This is a genomic window from Curvibacter sp. GW821-FHT09D12 (genome assembly GCF_059416245.1).
Map to the genome: position 1 here is coordinate 18505 of NZ_JBWKOU010000004.1, position 23260 is coordinate 41764.

The window sequence follows — 23260 nt, forward strand, 5'->3', positions numbered from 1 at the left end:
TGCCGGCTGTCCCGGCCGGGCCGGCCAACCCTGAGAGACGCATGAAGCTGCCCTTTCCCATTTCGCAACATCCCCAGCGCGTGGCGCTGCACAACGAGATCCACGCTCGCCCGCCGGAGGCTTTGCAGGCGCCGCTGGTGATCTCGCACCTGGTCATGGCCTGTGATGCCCGCGAACGCGAGGCCAGCCGTGAGCACCTGGCGGCCCTGCTTCGCAACCACCACCAGGCCTTGCCCGACGCCAGTACCACCCACTTGCGCACCGATCTGGGCCCCTGGCGGTTGCGCTGGGAGCTGCACACTGAATTTGTCAGCTGGAGCTTCAGCCGCAGCCTGGAGCTGGCCGATCTGGACCGCACCGAGCCTCCTACGGCGGTCGGGCTGGCGCCGCAGGAGTGGCTGGCTGGCTTGCCTGGGCGTTCTTTCTGTGCCATGCACCTGATCGTGCAACCTGCCTCGGCGGGCGACCCCGAGGAGCGGGTGCGCCGCTTGTTCCATGAGGATTCGCTGGTGGCCTCTCAGGTGGCCGATGGGCATGGCGAGGTCTACACCGACTTTGCGATCCACCCCGACGGCTTTTCGCGCATGCTGCTGCTGGCCGGCAGCCTGTCGCCGCGCCGCTTGGGTCGCCTGGTGCAGCGCTTGTTGGAGATCGAGACCTACCGCATGGCGGCCCTGCTGGGCCTGCCGGTGGCCCGTGAGGCAGGGGCTGCCTTGTCGGTGGTCGACCGCGAACTGGCCGCCCTGGCCGAATCGATCCGGGTGGCAGCCCGCCAGGACGAGCCTGAACTGCTGGACCGCCTGACCCGCCTGGCCGGCCAGGTGGAGAGCCAGTACGCGCTCACCCACAGCCGCTTTTCGGCCAGTGCCGCGTATTTCGAGCTGGTCGACAAGCGCATCCAGGACATCGCCGAATCACGGCTGGCGGGCATGCAGACCATTGGCGAATTCATGGAGCGCCGCCTGACCCCGGCCCGCAGCACCTGCGAATGGGCCGCACGCCGTCAGGATGCGCTGTCACAGCGGGTTTCGCGCATCAGCAACCTGTTGCGCACCCGGGTCGAGATCGAGCAGCAACAAAGCAGCCAGGACCTGCTCACCACCATGAATCAGCGGCAGGGCCTGCAGCTCAAGCTGCAGTCCACGGTGGAGGGCTTGTCGGTGGCCGCCATCAGCTACTACATCGTCGGTCTGCTGGGCTACGTGGCCAAGGGCGCCACCAAGGTGGGCTGGCCCTGGAGCGTGGAGTCCACCACCGCGCTGGCCATTCCCGTGGTGTTGCTGGCAGTATGGTGGTCGCTGCGGCGGCTGCACCACCGCATCGTGGGCAGCGACGGCCATTGAGTCGGACCGCCTCGGGCCGGGTTCATCATTCCATCGGGAGCTTTTCTTGCAACGACGACACCTGATCGGCCAGGCGGCAGCCCTGGCCACCACTGGTTTGGGCGCTTCGGGCGCCTGGGCTCAGACGGGCTATCCCCACAAGCCGGTGCGCCTGGTGGTGCCTTTTCCGGCCGGCGGTGCCACCGATCTTTTTGCCCGGGCCCTGTCGCAGAAACTCGGTGAGCGCCTGGGCGGCTCGCTGGTGATCGAGAACCGCCCCGGCGCAGGCGGTGCGATCGGCTCAGATCTGGTCGCCAAGGCGGCCCCCGACGGCTACACCCTGTTGCTGGCCACCTCCAGCACGCACTCGATCGGCCCTGCCCTGGGGGCCCGCCTGCCTTATGACACGGTGCGTGATTTCACGCCCATCGCGCAGGTCGGCAACGCGCCCAGCGTGATGCTGGTGCCCAACAGCTCTCCCGCCCGCAACATCAAAGAGTGGATCGAACTGGCGCGCAAGAACCCGGGCAAGCTCAACTACGCCTCCAGCGGCAACGGCACCATCGTGCAGCTCACCACCGAGTTGTTCAAGGCGCAGGCCGGGCTGTTCATCGTGCACATTCCCTACAAAGGCACTGCCCTGGCGATCCCTGACCTGGTCAGCGGCAAGCTCGACGTGTTGTTTGATTCCTTGCCCACTGGCATGCCCCATGTGCGTGACGGGCGCCTGCGTGCGCTGGGCATCACCACGCTCAAACGCAGCCCTTTGGCACCCGAGCTGCCGCCGATTGCCGACGTGCTCCCTGGGTACGAGTCCACGACCTGGTTTGGTCTGTACGGCCCCAAGGGCCTGCCGGCCGACCTGCTGCAACGGATCAACGCCGCAGCCGCTCAGACCCTGGCCGACCCCGAGGTCAAGGACAAGCTGCAACGCATGGGCATCGAGGCCGTCACCGGTTCACCGCAACAGTTGGCCACCATGGTGGCGGCTGACACCGCCAAGTGGAAGAAGATCATCGTCGAGCGACGCATCAGCACCGATTGAGGTCGATCCGGCGCCAGGGCCGTGCAGGGTCCGCCGCCGGCATCGCCTGAATCCGGTGCATGCACCGCGGGGGTGACCCGGTCTGCGGCCGGTGCAGCGACGCCGGTTTGGCAATCGGCGTACAAATGCCCTGCAAGCCGCTTGCCGCCGGCTTGTTTCAAATACATGGGCGGGCTGGGCCGGCCTGGCACGGTGCATGCTGAACCTCTGCATTCCCAACACTTGAGGAGTGCCTTCCATGCCATCCGCATCCCCTGCCGGCCGTCCCCATGTCTGGGCGCGCTGGCGCCGTCTGGCCGTGAACACCGCCGTGGCCTTGAGCGCAGGCAGCGCGTGTTTCGGGTCATGGGCTGAAACCGTGGTCCGTTACGGCATGTCGATGGCCGACATTCCGCTCACCACCGGCCAGCCTGACCGTGGGGCCGGGGCCTATCAGTTCACCGGGCACACCCTGTATGACCCGCTGATTGCCTGGGAGGCCAACATCGGCAGCCGACCAGGCAAGCTGATCCCTGGCCTGGCCACCGAATGGAAGGTCGATGCCAAGGACTCTCGCAAATGGGTTTTCACCTTGCGCCGGGGTGTCAAGTTTCACGATGGCTCCGAGTTCAACGCCGACGCGGTGGTCTGGAACCTCGACAAGGTGCTCAGCGACAAATCGCCTCAATACGATGCCAAGCAGGCCGCGCAGGTGCGCCCGCGCATCCCCTCGGTGGCCAGTTGGCGCAAGGTGGGTGACTACGCGGTCGAAATCACCACCAAGGACGTGGATGCCCTGTTCCCCTACCAGTTGCCCTGGTTCCTGATTGGCAGCCCCACGCAATGGGACAAACTGGGCCGCGACTGGAACAAGGTGGCCAGTCAGCCCTCGGGCACCGGTCCGTTCCGTCTCGACAAACTGGTGCCGCGTGAACGCGCCGAGCTGGTGCGCAACCCGGGCTACTGGGACAAGACCCGCTTGGCCCATGCCGACCGCATCGTGCTGATGCCCATCCCCGACGCACTGACCCGCGCCAACGCCCTCATCAACGGCCAGGTCGACGTCATCGAAACGCCGCCGCCCGATGCGCTGGACCAGCTCCGGAAGGGGGGCTTCAAGGTGGTGAGCAATGTCACCCCCCATGTCTGGCCCTACCACTTCAGCACCTACCCCGGCTCGCCCTGGGGCGATGTGCGTGTGCGCAAGGCCGTCAACCTGGCGATCGACCGCGAGGCCATCGTGCAACTGCTCAACGGCCAGGCTTCGGTGGCCCGGGGGCAACTCGACCCCAGCAGCCCCTGGTTCGGCAAACCTCACTTCGACATCAAGTACGACCTGCCGCAGGCCCGTGCTCTCATGGCTCAGGCCGGCTATGGCAAGAACCGGCCGCTCAAGGCCAAGGTCATCATTGCGCAGGGGGGCAGCGGGCAGATGCTGTCGCTGCCCATGAACGAGTTCATCCAGCAAAGCCTGGCCGAAATCGGGGTGCAGATCGAGTTCGAGGTGGTCGAACTGGAGAACCTCTACCTGCACTGGCGCAGCGGTGCCAAGGCCGACATGAACGCCGGCGAGGGCATCAGCGCCATCAACCTGGGTTATGTCACGGCCGACCCGTTCTATGCCCTGACGCGCTTCATGGACAGCCGTTACATCGCGCCCAACGGCGTCAACTGGGGCGGCCTGAATGATCCGCAGGTGGACGCCACGATCGACAAGATCCGTACCACGTTTGACACCAAGACGCAGGACAAGCTATTGGCCTCCCTGCATGAGACCCTGGTCGACCAGGCCCTGATGCTGTGGGTGGTACACGACACCAATCCGCATGCCCACTCGCCCAGGATCAAGCACTTTGTGCAGGCCCAGCACTGGTTCCAGGACCTCACCACCATCGGCTACTGAGCCGGGCTTCACGCCATGTCTGAAGCCTTGCCCGAGGCCCGCACCGAGCCGGTGGCCGCCTTGTCCGGCGTGCCGCGTGGGCGCCTGGCTGAACAGGTCTTCCGGCGGCTGGCCGATGACATCGTGCTCGGCCACTTGCAACCGGGCCAGCACCTGGACGAACAGGCCATGGCCGCGCGCTACCAGGTCTCGCGCACCCCGGTGCGGGAAGCCCTCAAACAGTTGGTGGCCACCGGCCTGGCCGATTACCGACCCAACCGCGGTTCCATGGTGCGCCGGCTGGACGCGGCCGAGCTGGACCTGATGTTCGAGGCCATCGCCGAACTGGAGTCGGCCTGCGCACGGTATGCCGCCCTGCGCATGGACGAGGCGCAACGCCAGGCCCTGGCCGAGGCCCATGCCCAGGGACGCCTGGCCATGCAGGCTCACGACATGGAAGCCTACGATCAGGCCAATCTGCGGTTGCACCAGCTGGTGCTTGAGGGGGCCCACAACGCCCACCTGACCGAGGCCGCGCGCGCCTTGCGCACCCGGGTCAAGCCCTTTCGGCGCGGCCAGTTCACCCGCTTCGATCGCCTGGTGCAGTCGTACGAGGAGCACAGCCGCGTGGTGGAGGCCATCCTCGCGCACGACGCGCTGGCCGCCCACCGCGAAATGCGTGCCCACCTGCAGGCGGCACGCCAGGCCACGCGCCTGCTGGCGCCGCAGTGGCGCGATCCCCCGTCAGCGGCATGAACCCTCCGGCGGTGCGATAATTTTTGACTGCCCGGTCAAGCCGGGCCGGCCCGCATCGCACCCCGATTCCTCAACCCCTGCCACCTGCCTGAAGGCGCGAACCCATGAACTTCGATTACGCCAACCCCTACCTCAGCACCCGTCTGCCGGTGTTTGCCCGCAACGTGGTGTCCACCTCGCATCCGCTGGCGGCCCAGGCCGGCCTGCGCATGCTCTGGAAGGGCGGCAATGCGGTGGACGCTGCGGTGGCGGCCGCCGCCGCGATGACCATCGTCGAGCCCGTCAGCAACGGCCTGGGCAGCGATGCCTTCTGCATCCTGTGGGACGGCAAGGAACTGCACGGCCTCAATGCCTCGGGCCGCGCGCCCCAGACCTGGACCCCCGACTATTTCAAGGCCAAGTACGGCGCCGAGGCCAAGAACCCGCCCAAGCGCGGCTTCGATGCCGTCACCGTGCCTGGCGCGGTCAGCAGTTGGGTGGCCATGAGCGAGCGCTTCGGCAAACTGCCCTTTGCCGACCTCATGGAGCCCGCCATCGAGATCGCCGAGCGTGGCTACCTGCTGCCCACCGTGGTACAGCAGAAGTGGGCCGCCGCCACCCCTGAGTTGCGTGGCCTGCCCGGCTTTGCCGATGCCTTCCTGCCCTGGGGCCGGGCACCGCAGGTGGGCGAGCTGTTCCGCTTTCAATCGGCGGCCCGCGGCCTGCGCGCGATTGCCGAAACCAAGGGGCAGGCCTTTTACGGCGGCCAGATCGCCGAGGCCATCGAACGCTTCTCGGCCCGCCATGGCGGCAGCATCACGGCGCGCGACTTTGCCGAGTACCGGCCTGAATGGGTGAAGCCCATCGCCCAGAACTACCGTGGTTACACCCTGCATGAGATCCCGCCCAACGGCCAGGGCATCGCGGCCCTGATCGCCCTGGGCATCCTGGAGAACTTCGACATCGCCTCGTTGGCGGTGGACGGCATTGACTCCCAGCATCTGCAGATCGAAGCCATGAAGCTGGCCTTCGCCGATGTGTACCGCTACGTGGCCGAACCCTCGGCCATGGAGGTCACGCCCCAGCAGATGCTCGACCCGGCCTACCTGGCCTCGCGCGCCCGGCTGATCGACATGAAGAAGGCGCAAGACTTTGGCGCCGGCAACCCGGTCAAGGGCGGCACCATCTACCTGACGGCGGCCGACGAAGACGGCATGATGGTCAGCTTCATCCAGAGCAATTACATGGGCTTCGGTTCGGGCTGCGTCGAACCCGAGTTCGGCATCAGCCTGCAAAACCGCGGCCATGGCTTCAGCCTCGACGCCTCGGCCTTCAACCCGGCCAACCTGGTGGCACCCGGCAAGCGGCCTTTCCACACCATCATCCCGGCTTTCCTGACCCGGGATGGCCAGCCGGTCATGAGCTATGGCGTGATGGGCGCCAACATGCAACCCCAGGGCCACATGCAAACCCTGGTGCGCATGCTGGACTATCGCCAGAACCCGCAGGCCGCCTGCGACGCCCCGCGCTGGCGCTACAACGCCGGCCTGGAGATCAACGTCGAGGCCGCCATGCGGGCCGACACGGTGCAGGGCCTGTCCGAGCGCGGCCATGTGATGGAAGTCATCAACGACTCCTACCAGGACTTCGGTGCCGGCCAGTTCATCTGGCGTGCGGGCGACCCCAAGGTGGAAGGCTACGTGGTGGCCAGCGACCCGCGCCGCGACGGTCTGGCGGCTGGCTTTTGAGGGCCGGGCCTGATTCGATCCTGCATGGTGACGCAGGTGCACGGCTGGGCCGGCCATGACGCGTTCCCATGCCCCCGATGCCTCGCGCCGCATGGCGAGCGGCCTGGCCCTGGCCAGCCTGGGCGCCATCGCCTTCAGCGGCAAGGCCATCATCGTCAAGCTGGCCTACCGGCACGGCGTCGATGCGGTCACCCTGATCATGTACCGCATGCTGTTTGCGCTGCCCATCTTTCTGGCCATGGCCTGGTGGGCCACCTACCGCCAGGCCGTGCGCCCAGCCGCCCTCAGCGGGCGCGACTGGCTCGGTGTCCTGGGGCTGGGCATCAGCGGCTACTACCTGGCCAGCTTTCTTGACTTTGCCGGCTTGGCCTATGTCAGTGCCAGCCTGGAGCGGCTCATCCTCTACCTCAACCCCACCCTGGTGCTGCTGTTGGGGCGGGTGTTGTATGGCAAGCCCATCACGGTGCGCCAGGTGGTGGCGATGGGCGTCAGCTATTGCGGTGTGCTGCTGGTGTTTGGCCACGAGGTCAACCTGCAAGGCGGCCAGATCGCCTGGGGCACCCTGCTGGTGTTTCTCAGTGCGGTCAGCTATGCGCTGTACCTGGTCTACAGCGGCGAGATGGTGAAGCGCATCGGCTCGCTGCGCCTGGTGGGTTTGGCCACCTCGGTGGCCTGCCTGTGCTGCCTGCTCCAGTTTGCCGTGCTGCGCCCTTGGTCGGCCGCCCTGGTGGCGCCCGAGGTGCTGTGGCTGTCGGTGCTCAATGCCACCGTGTGCACCGCGGTGCCCGTGTTGATCGTGATGATGGCCATTGAGCGCATCGGCGCCGGCCTCACCGCACAGACCGGCATGATTGGGCCGCTGTCCACCATCCTCATGGGCGTGCTGATCCTGGGCGAGCCCTTCACGGCCTGGGTGGCGGCGGGCACGGTGCTGGTGATGGCGGGCATCTTTGTCGTGACCCGGGGCGCACAGCGCCGGGGCTGATGACAGCCTGCGCTGCCAGGGCGGATCACCCTGGCCAGCGCGGAGATGGTTACCAGCCGTATCATCGGCCTCCAACTGAACACTCACCTCATTGGAGCAAGACATGGATCTCGGAATTGCCGGCAAATGGGCCCTGGTCTGCGGGGCCAGCAAAGGCTTGGGCCTGGGCTGCGCACAGGCCCTGGTGCGCGAGGGCGTCAACGTCGTGATCGCTGCGCGTGGTGCCGAAGGCCTGCAGGTGGCCACGGCGGGCCTGCTGGGCGATTCGTTGCGGCCATCGGCCACCCAGGTGCTGAGCGTGGCCAGCGACGTCACCACGCCCGAAGGCCGCGCCGCGCTGTTTGCCGTGCCCGGCGGCCCCGGGGTCAACTTCGACATCGTGGTCACCAATGCCGGCGGCCCACCCCCCGGCGACTTCCGCGACTGGGACCGCGAGGCCTGGATCAAGGCGGTGGATGCCAACATGCTCACGCCCATCGAGCTCATCAAGGCCACCATCGACGGCATGGCCGAGCGCGGCTTTGGCCGCATCGTCAACATCACCTCCAGCTCGGTCAAGTCGCCCATCGACATCCTGGGCCTGTCCAATGGGGCTCGCAGCGGCCTGACCGGTTTTGTGGCGGGGGTGGCGCGCAGTTCGATCGCGGCCCGCGGCGTCACCCTCAACAACCTGCTGCCCGGCAAGTTCGACACCGACCGCCTGGCCGGCACCCTGGGCGCTGCCGCCAAGAAAAGCGGCAAGCCCATCGAGGCCATCCGTGCCGCCCAGCAAGCCCAGATCCCGGCCGGGCGCTACGGCAACCCGGCTGAGTTCGGTGCCATCTGCGCCTTCCTCTGCAGCGTGCACGCGGGCTACCTCACGGGGCAGAACATCCTGCCCGATGGCGGGGCCTACCCCGGGACCTACTGAGCCCGTGGGCCGTGGTGCTGCCTGAGTGCGCCAGTGCCCTGGGGCGCCACGTGAGTGCATTCAGGGCGACAGATGTGACCGAAGGTCGTTTGTCATGGGGACTTGGGCTTGGTGGGGGCATTTCAGTGCCTAGAGTGTGATGTTCATGGGTGCGCCTGATTCTGTGCAGTCGACACCCGCATCCCGCCTCCGGCACTTGGCCCCCGCACTGACCATGACCCACCTCCTGATCTGTGAGAACCCCCTGTCCTCCGACTGGCAGCTGGGTCTGCTGCCGCCCAGACAGGGCACCCTCGAGCTGTTGGGCTGGGCGTGCCGAGAGCCCGGCCTGGAGGGCGGTGTGCCCCAGCCGGTCCAGCAACTGCTGGCGCGTGTTTGGGTGGGCATGGCGCGACTGGATCACCTTTCGCAAGATGACACGCAACGCCGGGGCTGGGCCCGGGTCTTCCCCTCAGCGCTGCGCGGGCCTGCGTCGACGCAGTGGTTCAACTGCGTCGATCCCTCACAGACGCAGGCCTTGTTTCATGATTCGGGGTGTTCCTGGAGCCGGCAAGGCCAGGCCTTCCTTCTGAGCGAGGCACACGCCCCCAAGCCCAGGCTGGAATCAGTGGCGCTGGACGTGCTGCTGTCAGACGACTGGTGGCAATTGGCCCCGCCCTTGAGGGCAGCCGGGGTGGAGGCCGTGGTGCGCCCCGGGGTGGATGGCGCGGTGGCTGGCCTTTGGTGGCTGGAGGCCGAGCGGGGTCGTGAGCCGACAGGCCTGCAGCAGCGCTGGCGACAGGCCCTGGCGAGGGAAGTGAGGTGTGGATCGGCCAGCCTGAGCGTGGTCAGCGAAGAGGAGTTCCGCGACAGAGTGGCCCATGCGCTCAGTGCTCACGCCTTGGGCGGCGCCAGCACGTAGGCCACGATCTCGATCTTCATGCCCGGCACCACCAGGGCGTTCACGCCCATGCTGGAGCGGTTGGGGTAGGGGGCTTCGAAAAACTCGCGGTAGATGCTGTCGATCGCCGGCATGTCTTTCACGTCGGTCATGTAGATCAGCACCTGGGCCACATCGGCCAGGGTGGCACCTGCGGCTTCGGCGGCCTTCTTCAGGTTGCCGAAGGTCAGGCGGGTCTGGGTTTCAATGTCGCCAGTGAACACACTGCCGTCGGCCTGCACCGGTCCGTGCGCGGTGAACACGATGCCGGCGCCTTGCACGGCCCACGAAAAAGGTTGCTTCAGCGGCGGCAGGCCGATGTCGATGACTTGTTTGCTCATGGCAGGTTCGGAGTGATGAAGGGGAATTGAAGGGGCTCAGACACGGGCCAGCAGGGACAGCGTGGCGTCGCCCAGTGGCGTGCCGGGTTCGCACAGGTCGAGCACCACGTCGAAGTGGTTGCGGGCCAGTACCTCCAGGTTGGGCACCTCGGGCAGGCCCTGGGCCTGCAGCGCCTGCCCGAAGGCGCGGCTTTGACGCTTGAACTCCGTGGTCTCGATCTCGCCCCAGGCCAGCACGGTGCGGGCAAAGCCTGCCAGGCTGTAGTGCAGCGGGCTCACGCGGCTGGCGCTGTCGGGCGTCAGGTTTAGCGCGGTGTTGATCGAGGTGCCCACCAGCGGGGCCAATTCGTACACCCCCGACACCAGCACGGCCCCGGCGGGCAGGCCGGCCTCGTGCGGCCAGCTGCGCAGCGCGCACATGGCGGCCAGGTGCGCACCGGCCGAGCTTCCGGCCACCACGATGCGGGCCGGGTCAAAGCCCAGTCGGTCCGCATGCTGGTGCAGCCAGACCAGGGCTGTGCGGCACTCCTGGACGATCTGCTCGACCGTGGCTTCCGGCGCCAGGGTGTAGCCCACGGCCGCAAAGGCATGGCCCGCGGCCAGGCAGGCCGGGGCGGCAAAGCAGGCGCTTTGCTTGGACAACTCCTGCCAGTAGCCGCCATGGATGAACACCAGCAGCGCTGGGGGGCGGGCGGCGCCCTGTGGCGCCGGGGGCAGGAACAGGTCCAGGCGCTGGCGCGGCAGGCCGCCGTAGGCATGCTCCTGGTGGGGCAGGGCCCGGGCTGTGTCGCTGCGCTGCTGGTACTGCTGCAGAAAGGGGCGGTAGTCGCCGCCGATGCACGAGCTGGGCGAATACGCCTGCTCGCGCTCGGCCAGCCCCAGTTCGGGGGCTGCCAGTCGTGGGGGGAAGGGCTGGTCGTTCACGGGGGCGATCACTGGGCCTTGTAGCCGGCGTTCTTGACCATCACCGACCAATCCTTGTGGGTGTGGGCCACGCGGGCGGCCAGCTCGGCCGGGCTGCTGCTGGCGGCGCTGATGCCCAGGGCCGCCAGCTTCTCGGCAAACACCTCCGACTTGACCACCTTGGCCAGGGCGGTGCTGTAGCGCTGCACCAGATCGGCCGGCAGGCCGGCTGGGGCGAACAGGCCGGTGTAGATCATTTCTTCGTAGCCTTTGATGCCCAGTTCCGCATAGGTGGGCACGTCGGGCAGCAGGGCCAGCCGGCTGGTGCCGTTGACCGCCACGATGCGCACCTTGCCCGCCTTGGCCGGTTGCAGCATGGCGCCCACCGAGCCGATGCCGGCGCTGATCTGGCCGGCCATCACGTCCTGGGCCACGGGGGCATCGCCGCGGTAGGGCACCGAGCGCAGGTCGGCGTCCAGGGCCTTGGCCACGATGCCCACCGCAAAGTCGGGCGCACTCGCAGGGGCCGGCACGCCCACGCTGCCACGGTCGGGGCCGCCCTTGGCCCATTGCGCGTACTCTTTCAAGCCCGCCTTGGGGTTGCCGACCACACTGGGGTTGATCACGAACACATCGGGGTTGACGGCCACCAGGCCGATGGGGGCGAAGTCCTTGGCGGCGTCGTAGCCCGGGTTGAGCACGGTCAACGGGATCATGGCCATGGTGTGGCTGTTCGACAGGTACAGGGTCTGCCCGTCGGGCTTGGCGGCCTTGAGCAACTGGGCCGCGATCTGGCCGCCCGCTCCGGGCTTGTTGTCCACCACCACCGGCTGGCCCAGCTCCTGTTGCAGGCCCTGAGCCAACTGGCGCGCAATCATGTCCGAGCTGCCGCCAGCGGCAAAGCCGACCAGGATGCGGATGCTGGCATTGCTCTGGGCCAGGGCCGCGCCGGTGGTGCTGGTCAGGGCCAGTGCCAGGGCGCCGAGCAGGAAGTGGTGGCGGTTCATGGATTTCCTTTCGAGGGGGTGGGTGCTTTTGTTGTTAGAGCGTGTTCAATGTCTCGCACGAGGGAGGCATTGAACACGCTCCTAGAAAATCTTGCCGGGGTTCATCAGGCCCAGCGGGTCCAGGGCCTGCTTGATCTGCCGCATCGCGGTCAGTTCGGCCGGGCTGCGGCTCAGGCCCAGGTAGGGCTTTTTGTGCAGGCCGATGCCATGCTCGGCCGACACGCTGCCCCCGTAGGTGGCTAGCAAGCCGTAGACCAGTTCTTCGACCGCCGCCTCGGCCTCGGCAAACGACAGCCCGCCCAGCGAGCGCGCGTCGGTGCTCAGGTGCAGGTTGCCGTCGCCCAGGTGGCCGAAGCGCACACTGTGTTGCCCGGGCCAGCGCAACGTCAGGGCGTCCACGCAGGCCTGGGCAAATTCGCCGATCACCGCCAGGGGCAGGCTGATGTCGAAATTGATGGGCTGCATGCGGGTCGGAAACTCGGCCGTGGCTTCACGGATGCGCCACAGCGCTGCCGCCTGGGCGCGCGAGGGCGGCAGCACCGCGTCCACCACCAGGCCTTCTTCGAGGGCCGGGGCCAGCAGTTCTTCCAGCGCCTGCTGCAGAAGGGCTTCGTCTGCGCCTGTGACCTCGGCCAGGGCCAGAAAGGCGTGCGGCTCGGCAAAGGGTGGGGGCGCCGTTTTCCAGGCGAGCGACAGCTCGACAAAGTCACGCCACATCAGCTCGAACGCCGCCAGGGCCCCCGGGAAGGCCGCCTGCAAGCGGCCCAGCAGGGCCATGGCCGCCTCGAAATCGGGCAGGGCCAGCAACACGGTGGCGCGCGCCAACGGGGCCGGGCGCAGGCGCAGCACGGCGCGTGTGATCACCCCCAGCGTGCCCTCGGAGCCGATGAACAGTTGCTTGAGGTCGTAGCCCGTGTTGTTCTTGATCATGGGGCGCAGCATGTCGAGCACGGTGCCGTCGGCCAGCACCACCTCCAGCCCCAGGGCTTGCTCGCGCATCATGCCAAACTGGATCACGCCGTTGCCACCGGCGTTGGTGGCCAGGTTGCCACCAATCTGGCAACTGCCGCGCGCACCCAGGTCCACCCCGAAGGCCAGACCGGCTTCGGCCGCCGCTTCCTGCACGGCCTGCAGCGTGGCGCCGGCCTGCACGGTCATCGTCGCGGCCCGCCTGTCCACCTCATCGATGCCTTTCATGCGTTCCAAAGACAGCGTCACCCCGCCGGCCACCGGCACGGCCGCACCGGCCAGGCCGGTCAGCCCGCCCTGGGGCACCACGGCCATGCGGTGGCGGTGGCAGATGGCGAGGGCGGCCGACACTTCGGCCGTGCTGCCGGGGCGCAGCAAGGCCAGCGGGCGCACGGGCGGGTGACCACTCCAGTCGGTGCAGCGTGGCAGCTCAACCTCATCGCCCAGGCGCATGCCCTGGTGGCCGAGTGCGGTGAGCAGTTCGGCCAGGCAGGCCGTGGCGGTGTCGGCGTTGACGTCGGCGCTGGGCTGGGTCATGCGGCTTCCAGCACGGCGGCGATGGCGTTGGCCACGTGGGCCAGGTTGCCATCGGTCAGGCCCGAGACACACAGACGACCCGAGCGCACCAGGTACACCGCATGCTCGGCGCGCAGGCGGTCCACCTGCTCGGCGCTCAGCCCGGTGTAGCTGAACATGCCGCGCTGGCTCAGCAGGTAGTCAAACGAGCGGCGGCCCTGGAAGCGCTGGTTCAGCGCGGCGTGCAGGTGTTCGCGCATGCGACGGATGCGGGTGCGCATGGCCGTGGTCTCGGCCGTCCACAGGGCCAGCAGCTCAGGTTCGTTGAGCACCTGGGCAATCACCTGGGCCCCGTGCATCGGGGGGGTCGAGTAGTTGGCCCGCACCGTGGCCTTGAGCTGGCCCAGCACGCGATCGGCGGTGACGGCATCGGGGCAGACCACGCTCAGGGCACCGCAGCGCTCGCCGTACAGCGAGAAGTTCTTCGAGAACGAGTTCGCCACCAGGCAGGTCAGGCCGGCCTCGGCCATGGCACGGGGAGCGAAGGCGTCTTCGTCCAGGCCGTCACCAAAGCCTTGGTAGGCCAGGTCGATGAAGGGGATCAGGTTGCGACTTTGCAGGACCTCGATCACCGCCCGCCATTGGCTTTGAGTCAGGTCGACGCCGGTGGGGTTGTGGCAGCTGCCATGCAACAGCACGATGCTGCGCTCAGGCAGGGATTTCAGGCTGGCCAGCATGTCTTCGATGCGAACCGAGCCTGTGAGTGCGTCAAAGTAGGGGTAGTTCTGCACCGTGAAGCCGCAGCCTTCGAAGATGGTGCGGTGGTTTTCCCAGCTGGGGTCGCTGAGCCACAGGCCGCTGTCCGGAAAGTAGCGGCGCAGAAAGTCGCCACCCACCTTCAAGGCGCCCGAACCGCCCGGGCTTTGCAGGGTGGCGATGCGCTGGCTGAGCACCGCTTCGTGGGCGGGGCCGAAGATCAGGCGTTGCACGGCGGCGCGGTAGGTGGGCAGACCGTCGATGGGCAGGTAGGAGCGGGGGCCGTTGTGCTGCATCAACGCGGCTTCGGCGCGGCGCACCGAGGGCAGCAGCGGCACCTGGCCGTTTTCGTCAAAGTACAGGCCGATGCTCAGACTGACCTTGTTGGCGCGCGGGTCGGCCTGGAAGCCCTCCATCAACGAGAGGATGGGGTCGCCCGGGAAGGCGGGCACATGGGACATCAGGGCGGACTGGCTTGGGTTCATGGCAGTTTGTCTTGGTTGAAAGTTGCTTTGTGCGTCAATTGTGTTGCCGCTCTTTGTTCAATCCAACAAAAATTTGATTTGTGGATAAAAATACCCGTTAATAATTGATTGGTGGAATATCCATGCAAATTGAGCTCGATGAAACCGACCGGCAGTTGCTTCGTGCCCTGCAGGGCAATGCCCGCCTGACCACCAGTGACCTGGCCCAACTGACGGGTTTGTCGCAGTCGCCCTGCTGGCGCCGCATCCGCCGGCTGGAGGAACTGGGCCTGATCGAGGGCTACCACGCCCGCCTGCAGCGCCGCAAGCTGGGCTATGGCGTGGTGGCCTTTGTCAGCATCAGCATCGACTTCCAGAACGAGCAACGCTCGGCCGAGTTTGTGCAGGCGGTGCTGAGCATCCCCGAGGTGGTGATGTTCCATGGCGTCACGGGCTCGGCCGATTTTCTGCTGATGGTGGTGGCCCCTGACCTGGACGCCTACTCGGCCCTGTTGCAGCGCCGCCTGCACCGCCTGCCCGGCGTGCGGCAGGTGCAGACCAGCTTTTCGCTGGAGGAGTTCCGGGGCTTCGAGTCGCTGCCCATCCCGGGCGCGCCGGCCTGAACGGCCTGCATATCGTTGTGCGAAATGCGTCGTTGTGCATCGTCCAGGGCACTGCTGCAATCCAGGCTTTCTTTGTCAGAGGAAGCTCACCATGCATCGTCGTCGTTTTCACCAGTGGCTGGGCCTGGCGGGTACCGCTGGGCTGTTGACGGGCCCGGCCCTGCCGGTGCGCGCGCAAAGCCGCCCGCTGCTCAAGGCCGGTGACCAGAAGGGCGGGTTGCACGCCTTGCTGGAGGCCGCAGGCGAACTCAAGGGCCTGGGCTACGACATTCAGTGGACCGAGTTCCCGGCCGCGGCGCCCCTGGCCGAAGCCCTGAATGCCCAGGCGGTGGACCTGGGGCCGATTGGCGATGCACCGCTGATCTTCTCGCTGGCCGCGGGCAGCCGCGTCAAGGCCTTTGCTGTGAACCGCTCGGACGCCTACGGCACGGCGGTGCTGGTGGCGCCCAACTCGCCACTCAAGGACGCGCGTGACCTCAAGGGCCGCAGCGTGGCCACCAACCGTGGTTCGATCGGGCACTTTGTCACCCTGAAGGCCCTGGCCTCGGTGGGCCTGAAAAGCGAGGACGTGCAATGGCGCTTTCTGCCGCCGGCCGAGGCCAAGCTGGCGCTCAGCACCGGGGCGGTGGATGCCTGGGCCACCTGGGAGCCCTACACCGCCCTGGCCGAGACGGGCGGCCACGCCCGCGTGCTGGTGAGCGGGCGCGGCCTGTGGAGCGGCCTGAGCTTTCTGGCCGCCACCGACACCGCACTGCGCGACAAGCGCGCCGTGCTGCTGGACTTTGCCCAGCGCTCTGCCCGGGCGCAGCGCTGGGCCAGCCAGCACCCGGCCGAATTTGGCGACACCCTGGCGCGCATCATCGGCATTCCGGCCGAAGCCGCCCGCCTGCAGTTCGAACGCCGCCAGACCCGCTGGCAGGCCATCGACGCGACCGTGGTGGCCGAGCAGCAGCGCACCGCCGATTTCTACTTTGAGGCCGGCCTGATCCGCCAACGCCTGGACACCAGGAGCACCTTCGACACGGGCTTTGCGCTCGGCAGTTGAGGCTTCTGGCGCGCCTGGGGCAAGGCCTAGCCCCTGCCCACAAAAACCGATTTGCGCTCACAATGGGGTGTTGAAAGAATGGCCGGCACATGTTGATGTGTTAGCGGCCTTGCAATGCGTAGCTTGGGAGGGCTGGCTTATTCTGGCGGACAGGTATCCGCAGAAAAGCTGGAGCCGGGCTGGCGCTTTTGTCACTCTGCTTGAGGGAGCGTGCATGCCTTCCTGCGATACCCGATCCGACGACCCGGCCCTTTTTTATGAGGCCGTGCTGCGCTGTTGCGACGACGCCATCATCACCAAGACCCTCGATGGGATCGTGACCAGTTGGAACCCCGCGGCGCAACGCCTGTTCGGGTATGCGGCCCACGAGATGCTGGGCCAGCCGCTGTTGCGCCTGTTTCCGCCCGAGCGCCAGAACGAAGAAAGCTTCATTCTCGAGAAGATCGTGCAGGGCGAGTGGGTGGACCACTTCGAGACCGTGCGCCTGCACAAGAGCGGGCGCCGCTTGCATGTGTCGGTCACCATCTCGCCGATCCGCGATGCTGAGGGGCGCATCGTGGGGGCTTCGAAGATTGCACGCGACATCAGCGAGCGCGTCGAGTTGTGGCACCGCTCCCAACTGTTCCAGGCGATTGTCGAGTCCACCGACGACGCGGTGATCAGCAAGACCACCCAAGGCATTGTCACCAGTTGGAACGCGTCGGCCGAGCAACTGTTTGGCTACCGGGCCGACGAGATGATTGGCCAGCCCATGCTGCGCCTGCTGCCCCCCGACCGCCAGGGCGAAGAGGCCGAGATCCTGCGGCGCATCGCGGCGGGTCAGCGCATCGCGCATTTCCAGACCCAGCGCTGCCACCGCGACGGGCGCCGCTTGGCCGTGTCCGTCACCATCTCGCCGGTGCGCGATCACCTGGGCCGCGTCTCGGGGGCCTCCACCATCGTGCGCGACATCTCGCACCAGCAGCGCCTGGAGGAGCAACTGCGCTTGACGGCCAGCGTGTTCACCCATGCCAATGAGGGGGTGGTCATCACCGACCCGCAGGGGCGCATGGTGGACGTGAATCAGGCGTTTGAGCGCATCACCGGCTACGCGCGTGAGGAGGCCCTGGGCCGCACGGCCCAATTTCTGCGCTCCGGGCGGGATGGCCCGGACGTGGTGCTGCGTCTGCTGTCCGATCTGCAGGCCCACGGCCGATGCCAGGGCGAGGTGTGGAGCCGGCGCAAGACAGGTGAGGCCTATGCCGGCCTGCTCACCGTGAGCCGGGTCGACGATGCCGCCGGCCAGCCTCAGAACTACGTGGCGCTGTTTGCCGATGTGACCTCGATGCGGGTCCAGCAGGAGAGGCTGGAGCACCTGGCCCATTTCGATGCCCTGACCGGCCTGCCCAACCGCCTGTTGCTGTCCGACCGCCTGCGCCAGAGCATGGCCCACAGCCGTCGCCACAGCCAGGCGCTGGCGGTGCTGTACCTGGATCTGGACGGTTTCAAGGCCATCAACGACAGCCATGGCCACGATGTGGGCGACGCGCTGCTGGTGGCGGTGGCGGCCCAGATGAAGATGGCCCTGCGCGAGTCCGACACCCTGGCGCGCATGGGGGGCGATGAATTCGTGGTGGTGCTGGGCCAATTGCCCGGGGCCGAGGCTTGCCTGCCCTTGGTGGATCGCCTGCTGCTGGCCTGTGCCACCCCCTTGCGGGTGGGTGAGTGGTTGCTGCAGGTGTCGGCCAGCGTCGGCATCACCTTGTTCCCGCAGGACGACTCCGATGTCGATCAGCTGCTTCGCCATGCCGACCAGGCCATGTACCAGGCCAAACAGATGGGCAAGAACCGCTACCACCTGTTCGACCCGGTGCACGACGCCCGCATGCGCAGCCGCGCCGGGGTGCTGGCGGCCTTGCGCCTGGGCCTGGACCAGCACCAGCTTGAGTTGCATTACCAGCCCAAGGTCAACATGCGCAGCGGCGCGGTGGTGGGCGTGGAGGCCTTGCTGCGCTGGCACCACCCCAGCAGCGGCCTGCTGCACCCGCCGGCTTTTCTGCCCTTGGTCATCGGCCAGGACCTGGAGGACGCCCTGGGTGACTGGGTGCTGCGCGAGGCGCTGCGCCAACTGGACGAGTGGTCGCGCCAGGGCCTGGTCCTGGGCCTGAGTGTCAATGTCGGGGCCCGTCAGATGCTGCAAGGCGGCTTTGCCGCCCATCTGCGGGCCTGCCTGGCCGACTTTCCGCAGGTCGACCCCAGCCGGCTGGAGCTGGAAGTGCTGGAGAGCAGCGCGCTGGAGGACATCCACCAGGCCTCTCGGGTCATGCGCGAGTGCCGCGACATGGGGGTGCACTTTGCGGTGGACGACTTTGGCACCGGCTACTCCTCGCTCACCTACCTCAAGCGCCTGCCGGCCGAAACCCTCAAGATCGATCAGAGCTTTGTGCGTGACATGCTGGTGGACGAGGAGGACCTGGCCATCGTGCAAGGGGTGATCAGCCTGGCCAAGGCCTTCAACCGCCAGGTGGTGGCCGAAGGGGTGGAGCACATCGAGCAGGGCCGCCGCCTGATCGACATGGGCTGTGAGCTGGCCCAAGGCTACGTGATTGCGCGCCCGATGCCCGCGGCCGACTTTCTGGTGTGGCTGGCCCATTGGCAACCTTGTGCCGCTTGGACGAGCGCCAGGCCGCCGGCAAAGACTTGATGGGCGGGCACAATACACGGATGCCCAGCCTTTACGAAGCCATGAACTCTGCTCTTCAGTCGCACTGGAAGCAGCACCAGAACCAGTACCCCCGATTCATCCTGTCGCCTGAAGACCATGCCTCGCTGATGCACGAGATTGCCGTGGTTCGCGAGGTGTTCGGCCCCTCGGCCCAGGAGTTTCCGCGCGACCAATACCATGGCGCGCCGATCGAGATCCGACCCGGGGCGGCCCCCACGGTGGTGGCGTTGGACGGCAGCGAGACCTTGCTGGCACTCTGAGCGCGGCGGGTTGGCAAGGCCCAGGGCTCGCCCTGTTTTGTGGCGCGGCCAGCCTGGGTGGCCCGGTTTTGCACCAAACCAGGGCATCTGGACAGGCCTGTCAGGGCAGGCAGACATCTTGCATGGCGGTGATCTTTTGAGACCCACCACCACAGGACCCGTCATGATTCCCTGCAAACGCCAATCGCTGATCACACTGGCCGGCTCCGCTCTGGCCCTGTCCCTGGGCCTGCTGCAAGGCGCCCACGCCCAGAACGCCCTCGACGAGGTGCTGAAGAACAAGACCCTGCGCCTGGCCATTCCGACCGACTTTCCGCCCTATGGCTTTGTGGGCACCGACCTCAAGCCCCAGGGCCTGGACATTGATGTGGGCCTGCTGATTGCCGACAAGCTGGGCGTGAAGGCCGAGCTGCTGCCCGTCACCAGCTCCAACCGCGTGCCCTACCTGCAGACCCACAAGGCCGATCTGGTGATCTCCACCCTGGGCAAGAACGCCGAGCGCGAAAAGGTGATCGACTTCACCGTGGCCTATTCGCCCTTCTTCATTGCCGTCTTCGGTCCCAAGACCCAGGCCTTGAAGGCGCCTGCCGACCTGGCCGGCAAATCCATCGGCGTGACCCGGGGTTCGGTGGACGACACCGAACTCACCAAGGTGGCCCCGGCCAGCGCCGAAGTGCGCCGCTTCGAGGACAACACCGCCACCATCTCGGCTTTTGTGGCCGGCCAGACCCAGTTCATTGCCACCAGTGCCCAGGTGGCCGGCGCCATGATGGCGCGCAACCCGCAACTGGGCACCGAATACAAGTTCGTGCTCAAGGATTCTCCCAACTACATCGGTCTGGCCAAAGGCGAAGACAAGCTGCGCCTGCGTGTCAACGAGATCCTGCTGGAGGCCAAGAAGAGCGGTGACTTGGACCGTCTGGCCGTGAAGTGGCTGGGCCGCCCCGCGGGCGATCTGCCGCAATGAGCGGCCCCATCCGAACAAGCTGGCTCTGATGGCTGGCGAAGCGCTCTGGCGCCTGGACGCGACCGCGCTGGTGGCGGGTTACCGGGCGGGTCACTTCACGCCCGAGCAGGCCTTGCTGGCCTGCCTGGCGCGGGATGCGGCCACCCGCGATCGCCTCAATGCGCTGATCTGGCGTGATCCTGAAGGCGCGCTGGCCGCAGCCCGGGCCAGCACCCGGCGCTGGGCCCGGGGCCAGCCTCTGAGTGAGCTCGACGGTGTGCCGGTCACGGTGAAGGACAACCTGCATGTGCAGGGCTGGCCCACCCGCTGGGGCAGTCGCCTGTTGCCCGAGCTGCCACGCCCGGCCGACGAACTGCCCGTGGCCCGGCTGCGCGCCGCCGGTGCCGTGCTATGGGCCAAGACCCATCTGCCCGAATTTGCCATGCAAGGCATCACCGACAACCTGCTGCACGGCCCCTGCCACAACCCCTGGGACCTGGGCCGAACGCCTGGCGGCTCGTCGGGCGGCGCTGCGGCCGCCGTGGCGGCCGGCGTGGGCCCGCTGGCGCTGGCCACCGACGGCGGTGGCTCGATCCGCCGGCCGGCCGCCCACTGCGGCGTGCTGGGCTTCAAACCCTCGGCGGGCCGGGTGCCGCGGGCAGGCGGCCTGCCCGAGATCTTTCTGGACTACGAGGTGGTGGGCGGGCTGGCACGCAGCAGCCGCGACCTGCAGGCCCTGCTGGAGGTGCTGGCCGGTGGCGCGAAGGCCGCTGTGCCTGAGCCGCCCGCCCGACCAGCCCGCATCCTGGTATTGCCCCGTTTTGGCCAGCACCCGGTACAGGCCGGGGTGGGTGAGCGCCTGGGCCAGGTGGCCGAGGGCTTGCAGGCGCTGGGTCATGAGCTGGTGCAGCCCACGTCGTTCGACCTGGCCGACGATCTTAACCAACACTGGCCCAGCCTCAATGGGGTGGGCCTGGCCTGGCTGCTGGACACACCTGTGGCCTGGGCCCGGCTGGGCACCGGGCAGCCGGCACCGGCGGACCTGAGCCTGGCCGGCCCGGTGGCGCAGGCTGCCTTGGCGGCCGGGCGCCAGGGCACGGCGCAAAGCCTGTTTCGCCTGCTGGCGGCCATCCATGTGCTGCAGCAGACGATGCGGGCGCTGTTCGAGCAGGTCGACTTTGTGCTCACCCCGAGCACGGCCTGCGTGGCCTGGCCGCTGGGCGTCAGCCACCCCGAACAGATCGATGGGCAGCCCGTGGGCCCGCGCGGGCATGCGGTGTTCACCGCCCTGGCCAATGCCGCCGGCCTGCCCGCCATCAGCCTGCCGGCAGGGCTGGTGGATGGGCTGCCCTGTGGCCTGCAATTGATCGGCCCGGCCGGTGCTGATGCCGCGCTGCTGGCCCTGTCTGCTCGACTGGAGCCCCATCTGCGGCAAGGGCCCCTCTGGCCGCCGGGCCTGGAGCCCGAACCCGCTGAGGTCCCGGCATGACGCCAGCGGCCCTGGCCCAGGCTTTGTGGCTGGCCCGTCAGCCCGGCCAGCCCCGGGTCAGTGGCCCGGTCTGCGATGCCTCGGCTTTGCCCGACGCGGCCGCTGCCTATGCCGTGCAGGACCAGAGCCTGCGCTGGCTGGGCCCGGTAGGGGGCTGGAAAGTGGGCGCAGCCGGCCCGACCCAGAACCCCATCTGTGCACCCCTGCCGGCCGCCGGCCTGTTGGCTTCAGGCCTGGCCCTGAGCCCACCCCGAGGCGCCTTGCGCGGCCTGGAGCTGGAACTGGCTCTGCGCGTGGCGCGCGACCTGCCACCCCAGCAGCAGGGCCTGGGTGATGCCCCTTTGAATACGGTGTTCGATGCGGTGCTGCCGGCCATCGAGTGGGTGGACTCGCGCCTGGCCCTGGGGCAGGCCAGCCCGGCCGTGGTGCGGCTGGCCGATCTGCAAAGCCACGGCGCTTTGATCCTGGGGCTGGCGCGTTCACTGGGCCCGGCCGACCCCGAGCCCGATCTGCGGACCCTGAGCGCCACGCTGGGCTGGAACGGCCTGCCCGTGGCCAGCACGGTGGGCGGCAACCCGGCGCAAGACCTGCGCCGGCTGGTGGATTGGCTGATCGGGCACACAGCCCGGCGGGGTCTGCCGCTGCGGGCCGGTCAGATCGTGACCACGGGGTCTTGCACGGGGCTGCTGTGGGCGCCCGAAGGTGGGGTGACTGTTCAGGGCCGGCTCGGGCCTTGGGGCGGGGTGGGGCTGAGTCTAGGGCCTGTTAACAGGCCCTAGTCTTCAAGCAGTGAGGTGTTCTGCGCCTTGCGGATCAGCAAGGTCATCAGCAGCGCGGCCGCGGCCGAGGAGGCCAGCACCGGCGATTTGCCGATCACATCGGCCAGGCGCAGCAGGGCGTCGGTGCCCACCAGCTGCACGCGGTCAGCCAGGGCCACCACGTCATCCGCGCTGATTTTCTGCAACTCCGGGCCCAGGCTTTGCAGATCCTGCCAGCCTGTCTGCAGTTTGAGGCGCGCAAACGCCCCATGCGCCACCGCCACGGTGGCCAGCACGCCCAGCGGGGCGATCATGCGCTGCAGCAGGCGTGCCTTCAGCGGCGGGCTGGCGGATTCATACACCTGACCGATCAACAGGGACAAGGCCTTGCCTTGCTCTTCGGGCGATTCAGCCGTCACGGCGCGGGCCAGCTCGGGGCCGCCGACCTGGCGTGCCAGTACAACAGTGGGGAGGCCGGCTGGCACCAGCGTTGGCTCAGTGTTCAAGCTCATGGGCATGCTCCTTGAAAGTGGGTTTCGTTGAAGCAGGGAGAGCCGAAATCATCGTCGTGAACGGCTGCTTTTCAATGACGATCGTGGTAACGGCATGTAATGTTTTTGTGACTTGGCGAACCCACTGTGAGCGTTTGCAGCACGCAAGATCGGTTGTCATTGGGTGGGGGGATCGCATTCTGGTCTTGCGGCAAAGCCAGAATGAACAAAGCCCGCTGTCGTTTCCGAAGCGGGCTTTGAGGTTGCCTGTGAGGCTTGTGAGTGGTGGGTCCTGAGTGACTCGAACACTCGACCTACGGATTAAGAGTCCGCTGCTCTACCAACTGAGCTAAGAACCCACTCTTTGTTTTCTTGCCGCCTTGCTGTTCAGCACTGCGTCAAGACCTCTATTATGCATGGAAAAATTCGGGCTTTGCAAGCTTTTGAACAAAAATTTTAAAAA

The 23260-nt window shown here is 67.4% G+C and carries 21 protein-coding genes and 1 tRNA gene; 15 read left to right on the forward strand and 7 right to left on the reverse strand.

Translation table 11 applies throughout. The features are described 5' to 3' along the window. Positions 1-41 precede the first annotated feature (41 nt). The 8 genes from AC07PT_RS07285 (at position 42) to AC07PT_RS07320 (ending at position 9507) form a co-directional block, all read left to right on the forward strand. Complete coding sequence (locus tag AC07PT_RS07285) at positions 42-1343, forward strand: DUF3422 family protein (RefSeq protein ID WP_494656295.1); 1302 nt, start codon at positions 42-44, stop codon at positions 1341-1343. Positions 1344-1389: 46 nt separating this feature from the next. Further along, a complete protein-coding gene (locus AC07PT_RS07290) occupies positions 1390-2367 on the forward strand; it encodes a Bug family tripartite tricarboxylate transporter substrate binding protein (RefSeq protein WP_494656296.1) in 978 nt (325 codons plus the stop codon). 238 nt (positions 2368-2605) lie between these two features. Further along, positions 2606-4249, forward strand: a complete 1644-nt coding sequence (locus AC07PT_RS07295; protein ID WP_494656297.1) for an ABC transporter substrate-binding protein — start codon at positions 2606-2608, stop codon at positions 4247-4249. Between the two features lie 15 nt (positions 4250-4264). Further along, entirely contained in the window at positions 4265-4984 is a 720-nt protein-coding gene (locus AC07PT_RS07300; RefSeq protein ID WP_492346694.1) for a GntR family transcriptional regulator, read from the forward strand. 104 nt (positions 4985-5088) lie between these two features. Next, a complete protein-coding gene (locus AC07PT_RS07305) occupies positions 5089-6711 on the forward strand; it encodes a gamma-glutamyltransferase family protein (protein ID WP_494656298.1) in 1623 nt (540 codons plus the stop codon). A gap of 55 nt (positions 6712-6766) precedes the next feature. Beyond that, complete coding sequence (locus AC07PT_RS07310; RefSeq protein WP_492346696.1) at positions 6767-7696, forward strand: DMT family transporter; 930 nt, start codon at positions 6767-6769, stop codon at positions 7694-7696. 103 nt (positions 7697-7799) lie between these two features. Next, complete coding sequence (locus AC07PT_RS07315; protein WP_492346697.1) at positions 7800-8606, forward strand: SDR family oxidoreductase; 807 nt, start codon at positions 7800-7802, stop codon at positions 8604-8606. Positions 8607-8820: 214 nt separating this feature from the next. Further along, the gene (locus AC07PT_RS07320; RefSeq protein ID WP_494656299.1) at positions 8821-9507 is read left to right on the forward strand and encodes a hypothetical protein; all 687 of its coding nucleotides are present in this window, start codon (positions 8821-8823) and stop codon (positions 9505-9507) included. Here AC07PT_RS07320 and AC07PT_RS07325 read toward each other — a convergent pair. From AC07PT_RS07325 to AC07PT_RS07345, 5 genes are all read right to left on the reverse strand, one after another. Further along, on the reverse strand, positions 9480-9866 hold the full coding sequence (locus tag AC07PT_RS07325; protein ID WP_492346699.1) for a RidA family protein: 387 nt from the start codon (positions 9864-9866) through the stop codon (positions 9480-9482). The genes AC07PT_RS07320 and AC07PT_RS07325 overlap by 28 nt on opposite strands. Before the next feature lie 36 nt (positions 9867-9902). After that, entirely contained in the window at positions 9903-10790 is an 888-nt protein-coding gene (locus AC07PT_RS07330; RefSeq protein WP_494656300.1) for an alpha/beta hydrolase, read from the reverse strand. 8 nt (positions 10791-10798) lie between these two features. Beyond that, a complete protein-coding gene (locus tag AC07PT_RS07335) occupies positions 10799-11776 on the reverse strand; it encodes a tripartite tricarboxylate transporter substrate-binding protein (protein ID WP_492346701.1) in 978 nt (325 codons plus the stop codon). An 81-nt stretch (positions 11777-11857) separates the two neighbouring features. Beyond that, a complete protein-coding gene (locus AC07PT_RS07340; RefSeq protein ID WP_494656301.1) occupies positions 11858-13282 on the reverse strand; it encodes an FAD-binding oxidoreductase in 1425 nt (474 codons plus the stop codon). Next, positions 13279-14481: an amino acid aminotransferase gene (locus AC07PT_RS07345; protein ID WP_494656520.1), complete on the reverse strand. Its 1203-nt coding sequence runs from the start codon at positions 14479-14481 to the stop codon at positions 13279-13281. Before AC07PT_RS07345 ends, AC07PT_RS07340 begins: the two co-directional genes overlap by 4 nt. A gap of 143 nt (positions 14482-14624) precedes the next feature. On the opposite strand from AC07PT_RS07345, the gene AC07PT_RS07350 reads away from it, so the two are divergent. The 7 genes from AC07PT_RS07350 (at position 14625) to AC07PT_RS07380 (ending at position 22327) form a co-directional block, all read left to right on the forward strand. Continuing rightward, positions 14625-15104: an Lrp/AsnC family transcriptional regulator gene (locus tag AC07PT_RS07350; protein WP_492346703.1), complete on the forward strand. Its 480-nt coding sequence runs from the start codon at positions 14625-14627 to the stop codon at positions 15102-15104. 91 nt (positions 15105-15195) lie between these two features. Continuing rightward, the gene (locus AC07PT_RS07355) at positions 15196-16149 is read left to right on the forward strand and encodes an ABC transporter substrate-binding protein (protein ID WP_494656302.1); all 954 of its coding nucleotides are present in this window, start codon (positions 15196-15198) and stop codon (positions 16147-16149) included. A 214-nt stretch (positions 16150-16363) separates the two neighbouring features. After that, a complete protein-coding gene (locus tag AC07PT_RS07360) occupies positions 16364-18832 on the forward strand; it encodes a sensor domain-containing protein (RefSeq protein ID WP_494656303.1) in 2469 nt (822 codons plus the stop codon). Between the two features lie 41 nt (positions 18833-18873). Further along, positions 18874-19113, forward strand: a complete 240-nt coding sequence (locus AC07PT_RS07365) for a hypothetical protein (protein ID WP_494656304.1) — start codon at positions 18874-18876, stop codon at positions 19111-19113. Between the two features lie 163 nt (positions 19114-19276). Continuing rightward, positions 19277-20080 carry a transporter substrate-binding domain-containing protein gene (locus tag AC07PT_RS07370; RefSeq protein ID WP_492346707.1) on the forward strand — a complete coding sequence of 268 codons (804 nt, stop codon included), beginning with the start codon at positions 19277-19279 and terminating at the stop codon, positions 20078-20080. 28 nt (positions 20081-20108) lie between these two features. Further along, positions 20109-21548 (forward strand): amidase, encoded by a 1440-nt coding sequence (locus tag AC07PT_RS07375; protein WP_494656305.1) that lies wholly within the window; start codon positions 20109-20111, stop codon positions 21546-21548. Continuing rightward, entirely contained in the window at positions 21545-22327 is a 783-nt protein-coding gene (locus AC07PT_RS07380) for a hydratase (protein WP_494656306.1), read from the forward strand. The genes AC07PT_RS07375 and AC07PT_RS07380 overlap by 4 nt, the downstream gene beginning before the upstream one ends. On the opposite strand, the gene AC07PT_RS07385 is transcribed toward AC07PT_RS07380, so the two are convergent. Both AC07PT_RS07385 and AC07PT_RS07390 read right to left on the reverse strand, forming a co-directional pair. Continuing rightward, complete coding sequence (locus AC07PT_RS07385) at positions 22324-22818, reverse strand: hypothetical protein (RefSeq protein ID WP_492346710.1); 495 nt, start codon at positions 22816-22818, stop codon at positions 22324-22326. The genes AC07PT_RS07380 and AC07PT_RS07385 overlap by 4 nt on opposite strands. A gap of 262 nt (positions 22819-23080) precedes the next feature. Next, positions 23081-23156, reverse strand: a tRNA-Lys gene (locus AC07PT_RS07390). Positions 23157-23260: the final 104 nt, after the last annotated feature.

Coding starts and splice junctions, on each gene's coding strand:
- AC07PT_RS07285 (WP_494656295.1), top strand. CDS start 42: ATGAAGCTGCCCTTTCCCATTTCGCAACATCCCCAGCGCGTGGCGCTG.
- AC07PT_RS07295 (WP_494656297.1), top strand. CDS start 2,606: ATGCCATCCGCATCCCCTGCCGGCCGTCCCCATGTCTGGGCGCGCTGG.
- AC07PT_RS07300 (WP_492346694.1), top strand. CDS start 4,265: ATGTCTGAAGCCTTGCCCGAGGCCCGCACCGAGCCGGTGGCCGCCTTG.
- AC07PT_RS07305 (WP_494656298.1), top strand. CDS start 5,089: ATGAACTTCGATTACGCCAACCCCTACCTCAGCACCCGTCTGCCGGTG.
- AC07PT_RS07310 (WP_492346696.1), top strand. CDS start 6,767: ATGACGCGTTCCCATGCCCCCGATGCCTCGCGCCGCATGGCGAGCGGC.
- AC07PT_RS07315 (WP_492346697.1), top strand. CDS start 7,800: ATGGATCTCGGAATTGCCGGCAAATGGGCCCTGGTCTGCGGGGCCAGC.
- AC07PT_RS07320 (WP_494656299.1), top strand. CDS start 8,821: ATGACCCACCTCCTGATCTGTGAGAACCCCCTGTCCTCCGACTGGCAG.
- AC07PT_RS07325 (WP_492346699.1), bottom strand. CDS start 9,866: ATGAGCAAACAAGTCATCGACATCGGCCTGCCGCCGCTGAAGCAACCT.
- AC07PT_RS07335 (WP_492346701.1), bottom strand. CDS start 11,776: ATGAACCGCCACCACTTCCTGCTCGGCGCCCTGGCACTGGCCCTGACC.
- AC07PT_RS07340 (WP_494656301.1), bottom strand. CDS start 13,282: ATGACCCAGCCCAGCGCCGACGTCAACGCCGACACCGCCACGGCCTGC.
- AC07PT_RS07350 (WP_492346703.1), top strand. CDS start 14,625: ATGCAAATTGAGCTCGATGAAACCGACCGGCAGTTGCTTCGTGCCCTG.
- AC07PT_RS07355 (WP_494656302.1), top strand. CDS start 15,196: ATGCATCGTCGTCGTTTTCACCAGTGGCTGGGCCTGGCGGGTACCGCT.
- AC07PT_RS07360 (WP_494656303.1), top strand. CDS start 16,364: ATGCCTTCCTGCGATACCCGATCCGACGACCCGGCCCTTTTTTATGAG.
- AC07PT_RS07365 (WP_494656304.1), top strand. CDS start 18,874: ATGAACTCTGCTCTTCAGTCGCACTGGAAGCAGCACCAGAACCAGTAC.
- AC07PT_RS07370 (WP_492346707.1), top strand. CDS start 19,277: ATGATTCCCTGCAAACGCCAATCGCTGATCACACTGGCCGGCTCCGCT.
- AC07PT_RS07375 (WP_494656305.1), top strand. CDS start 20,109: ATGGCTGGCGAAGCGCTCTGGCGCCTGGACGCGACCGCGCTGGTGGCG.
- AC07PT_RS07380 (WP_494656306.1), top strand. CDS start 21,545: ATGACGCCAGCGGCCCTGGCCCAGGCTTTGTGGCTGGCCCGTCAGCCC.
- AC07PT_RS07385 (WP_492346710.1), bottom strand. CDS start 22,818: ATGAGCTTGAACACTGAGCCAACGCTGGTGCCAGCCGGCCTCCCCACT.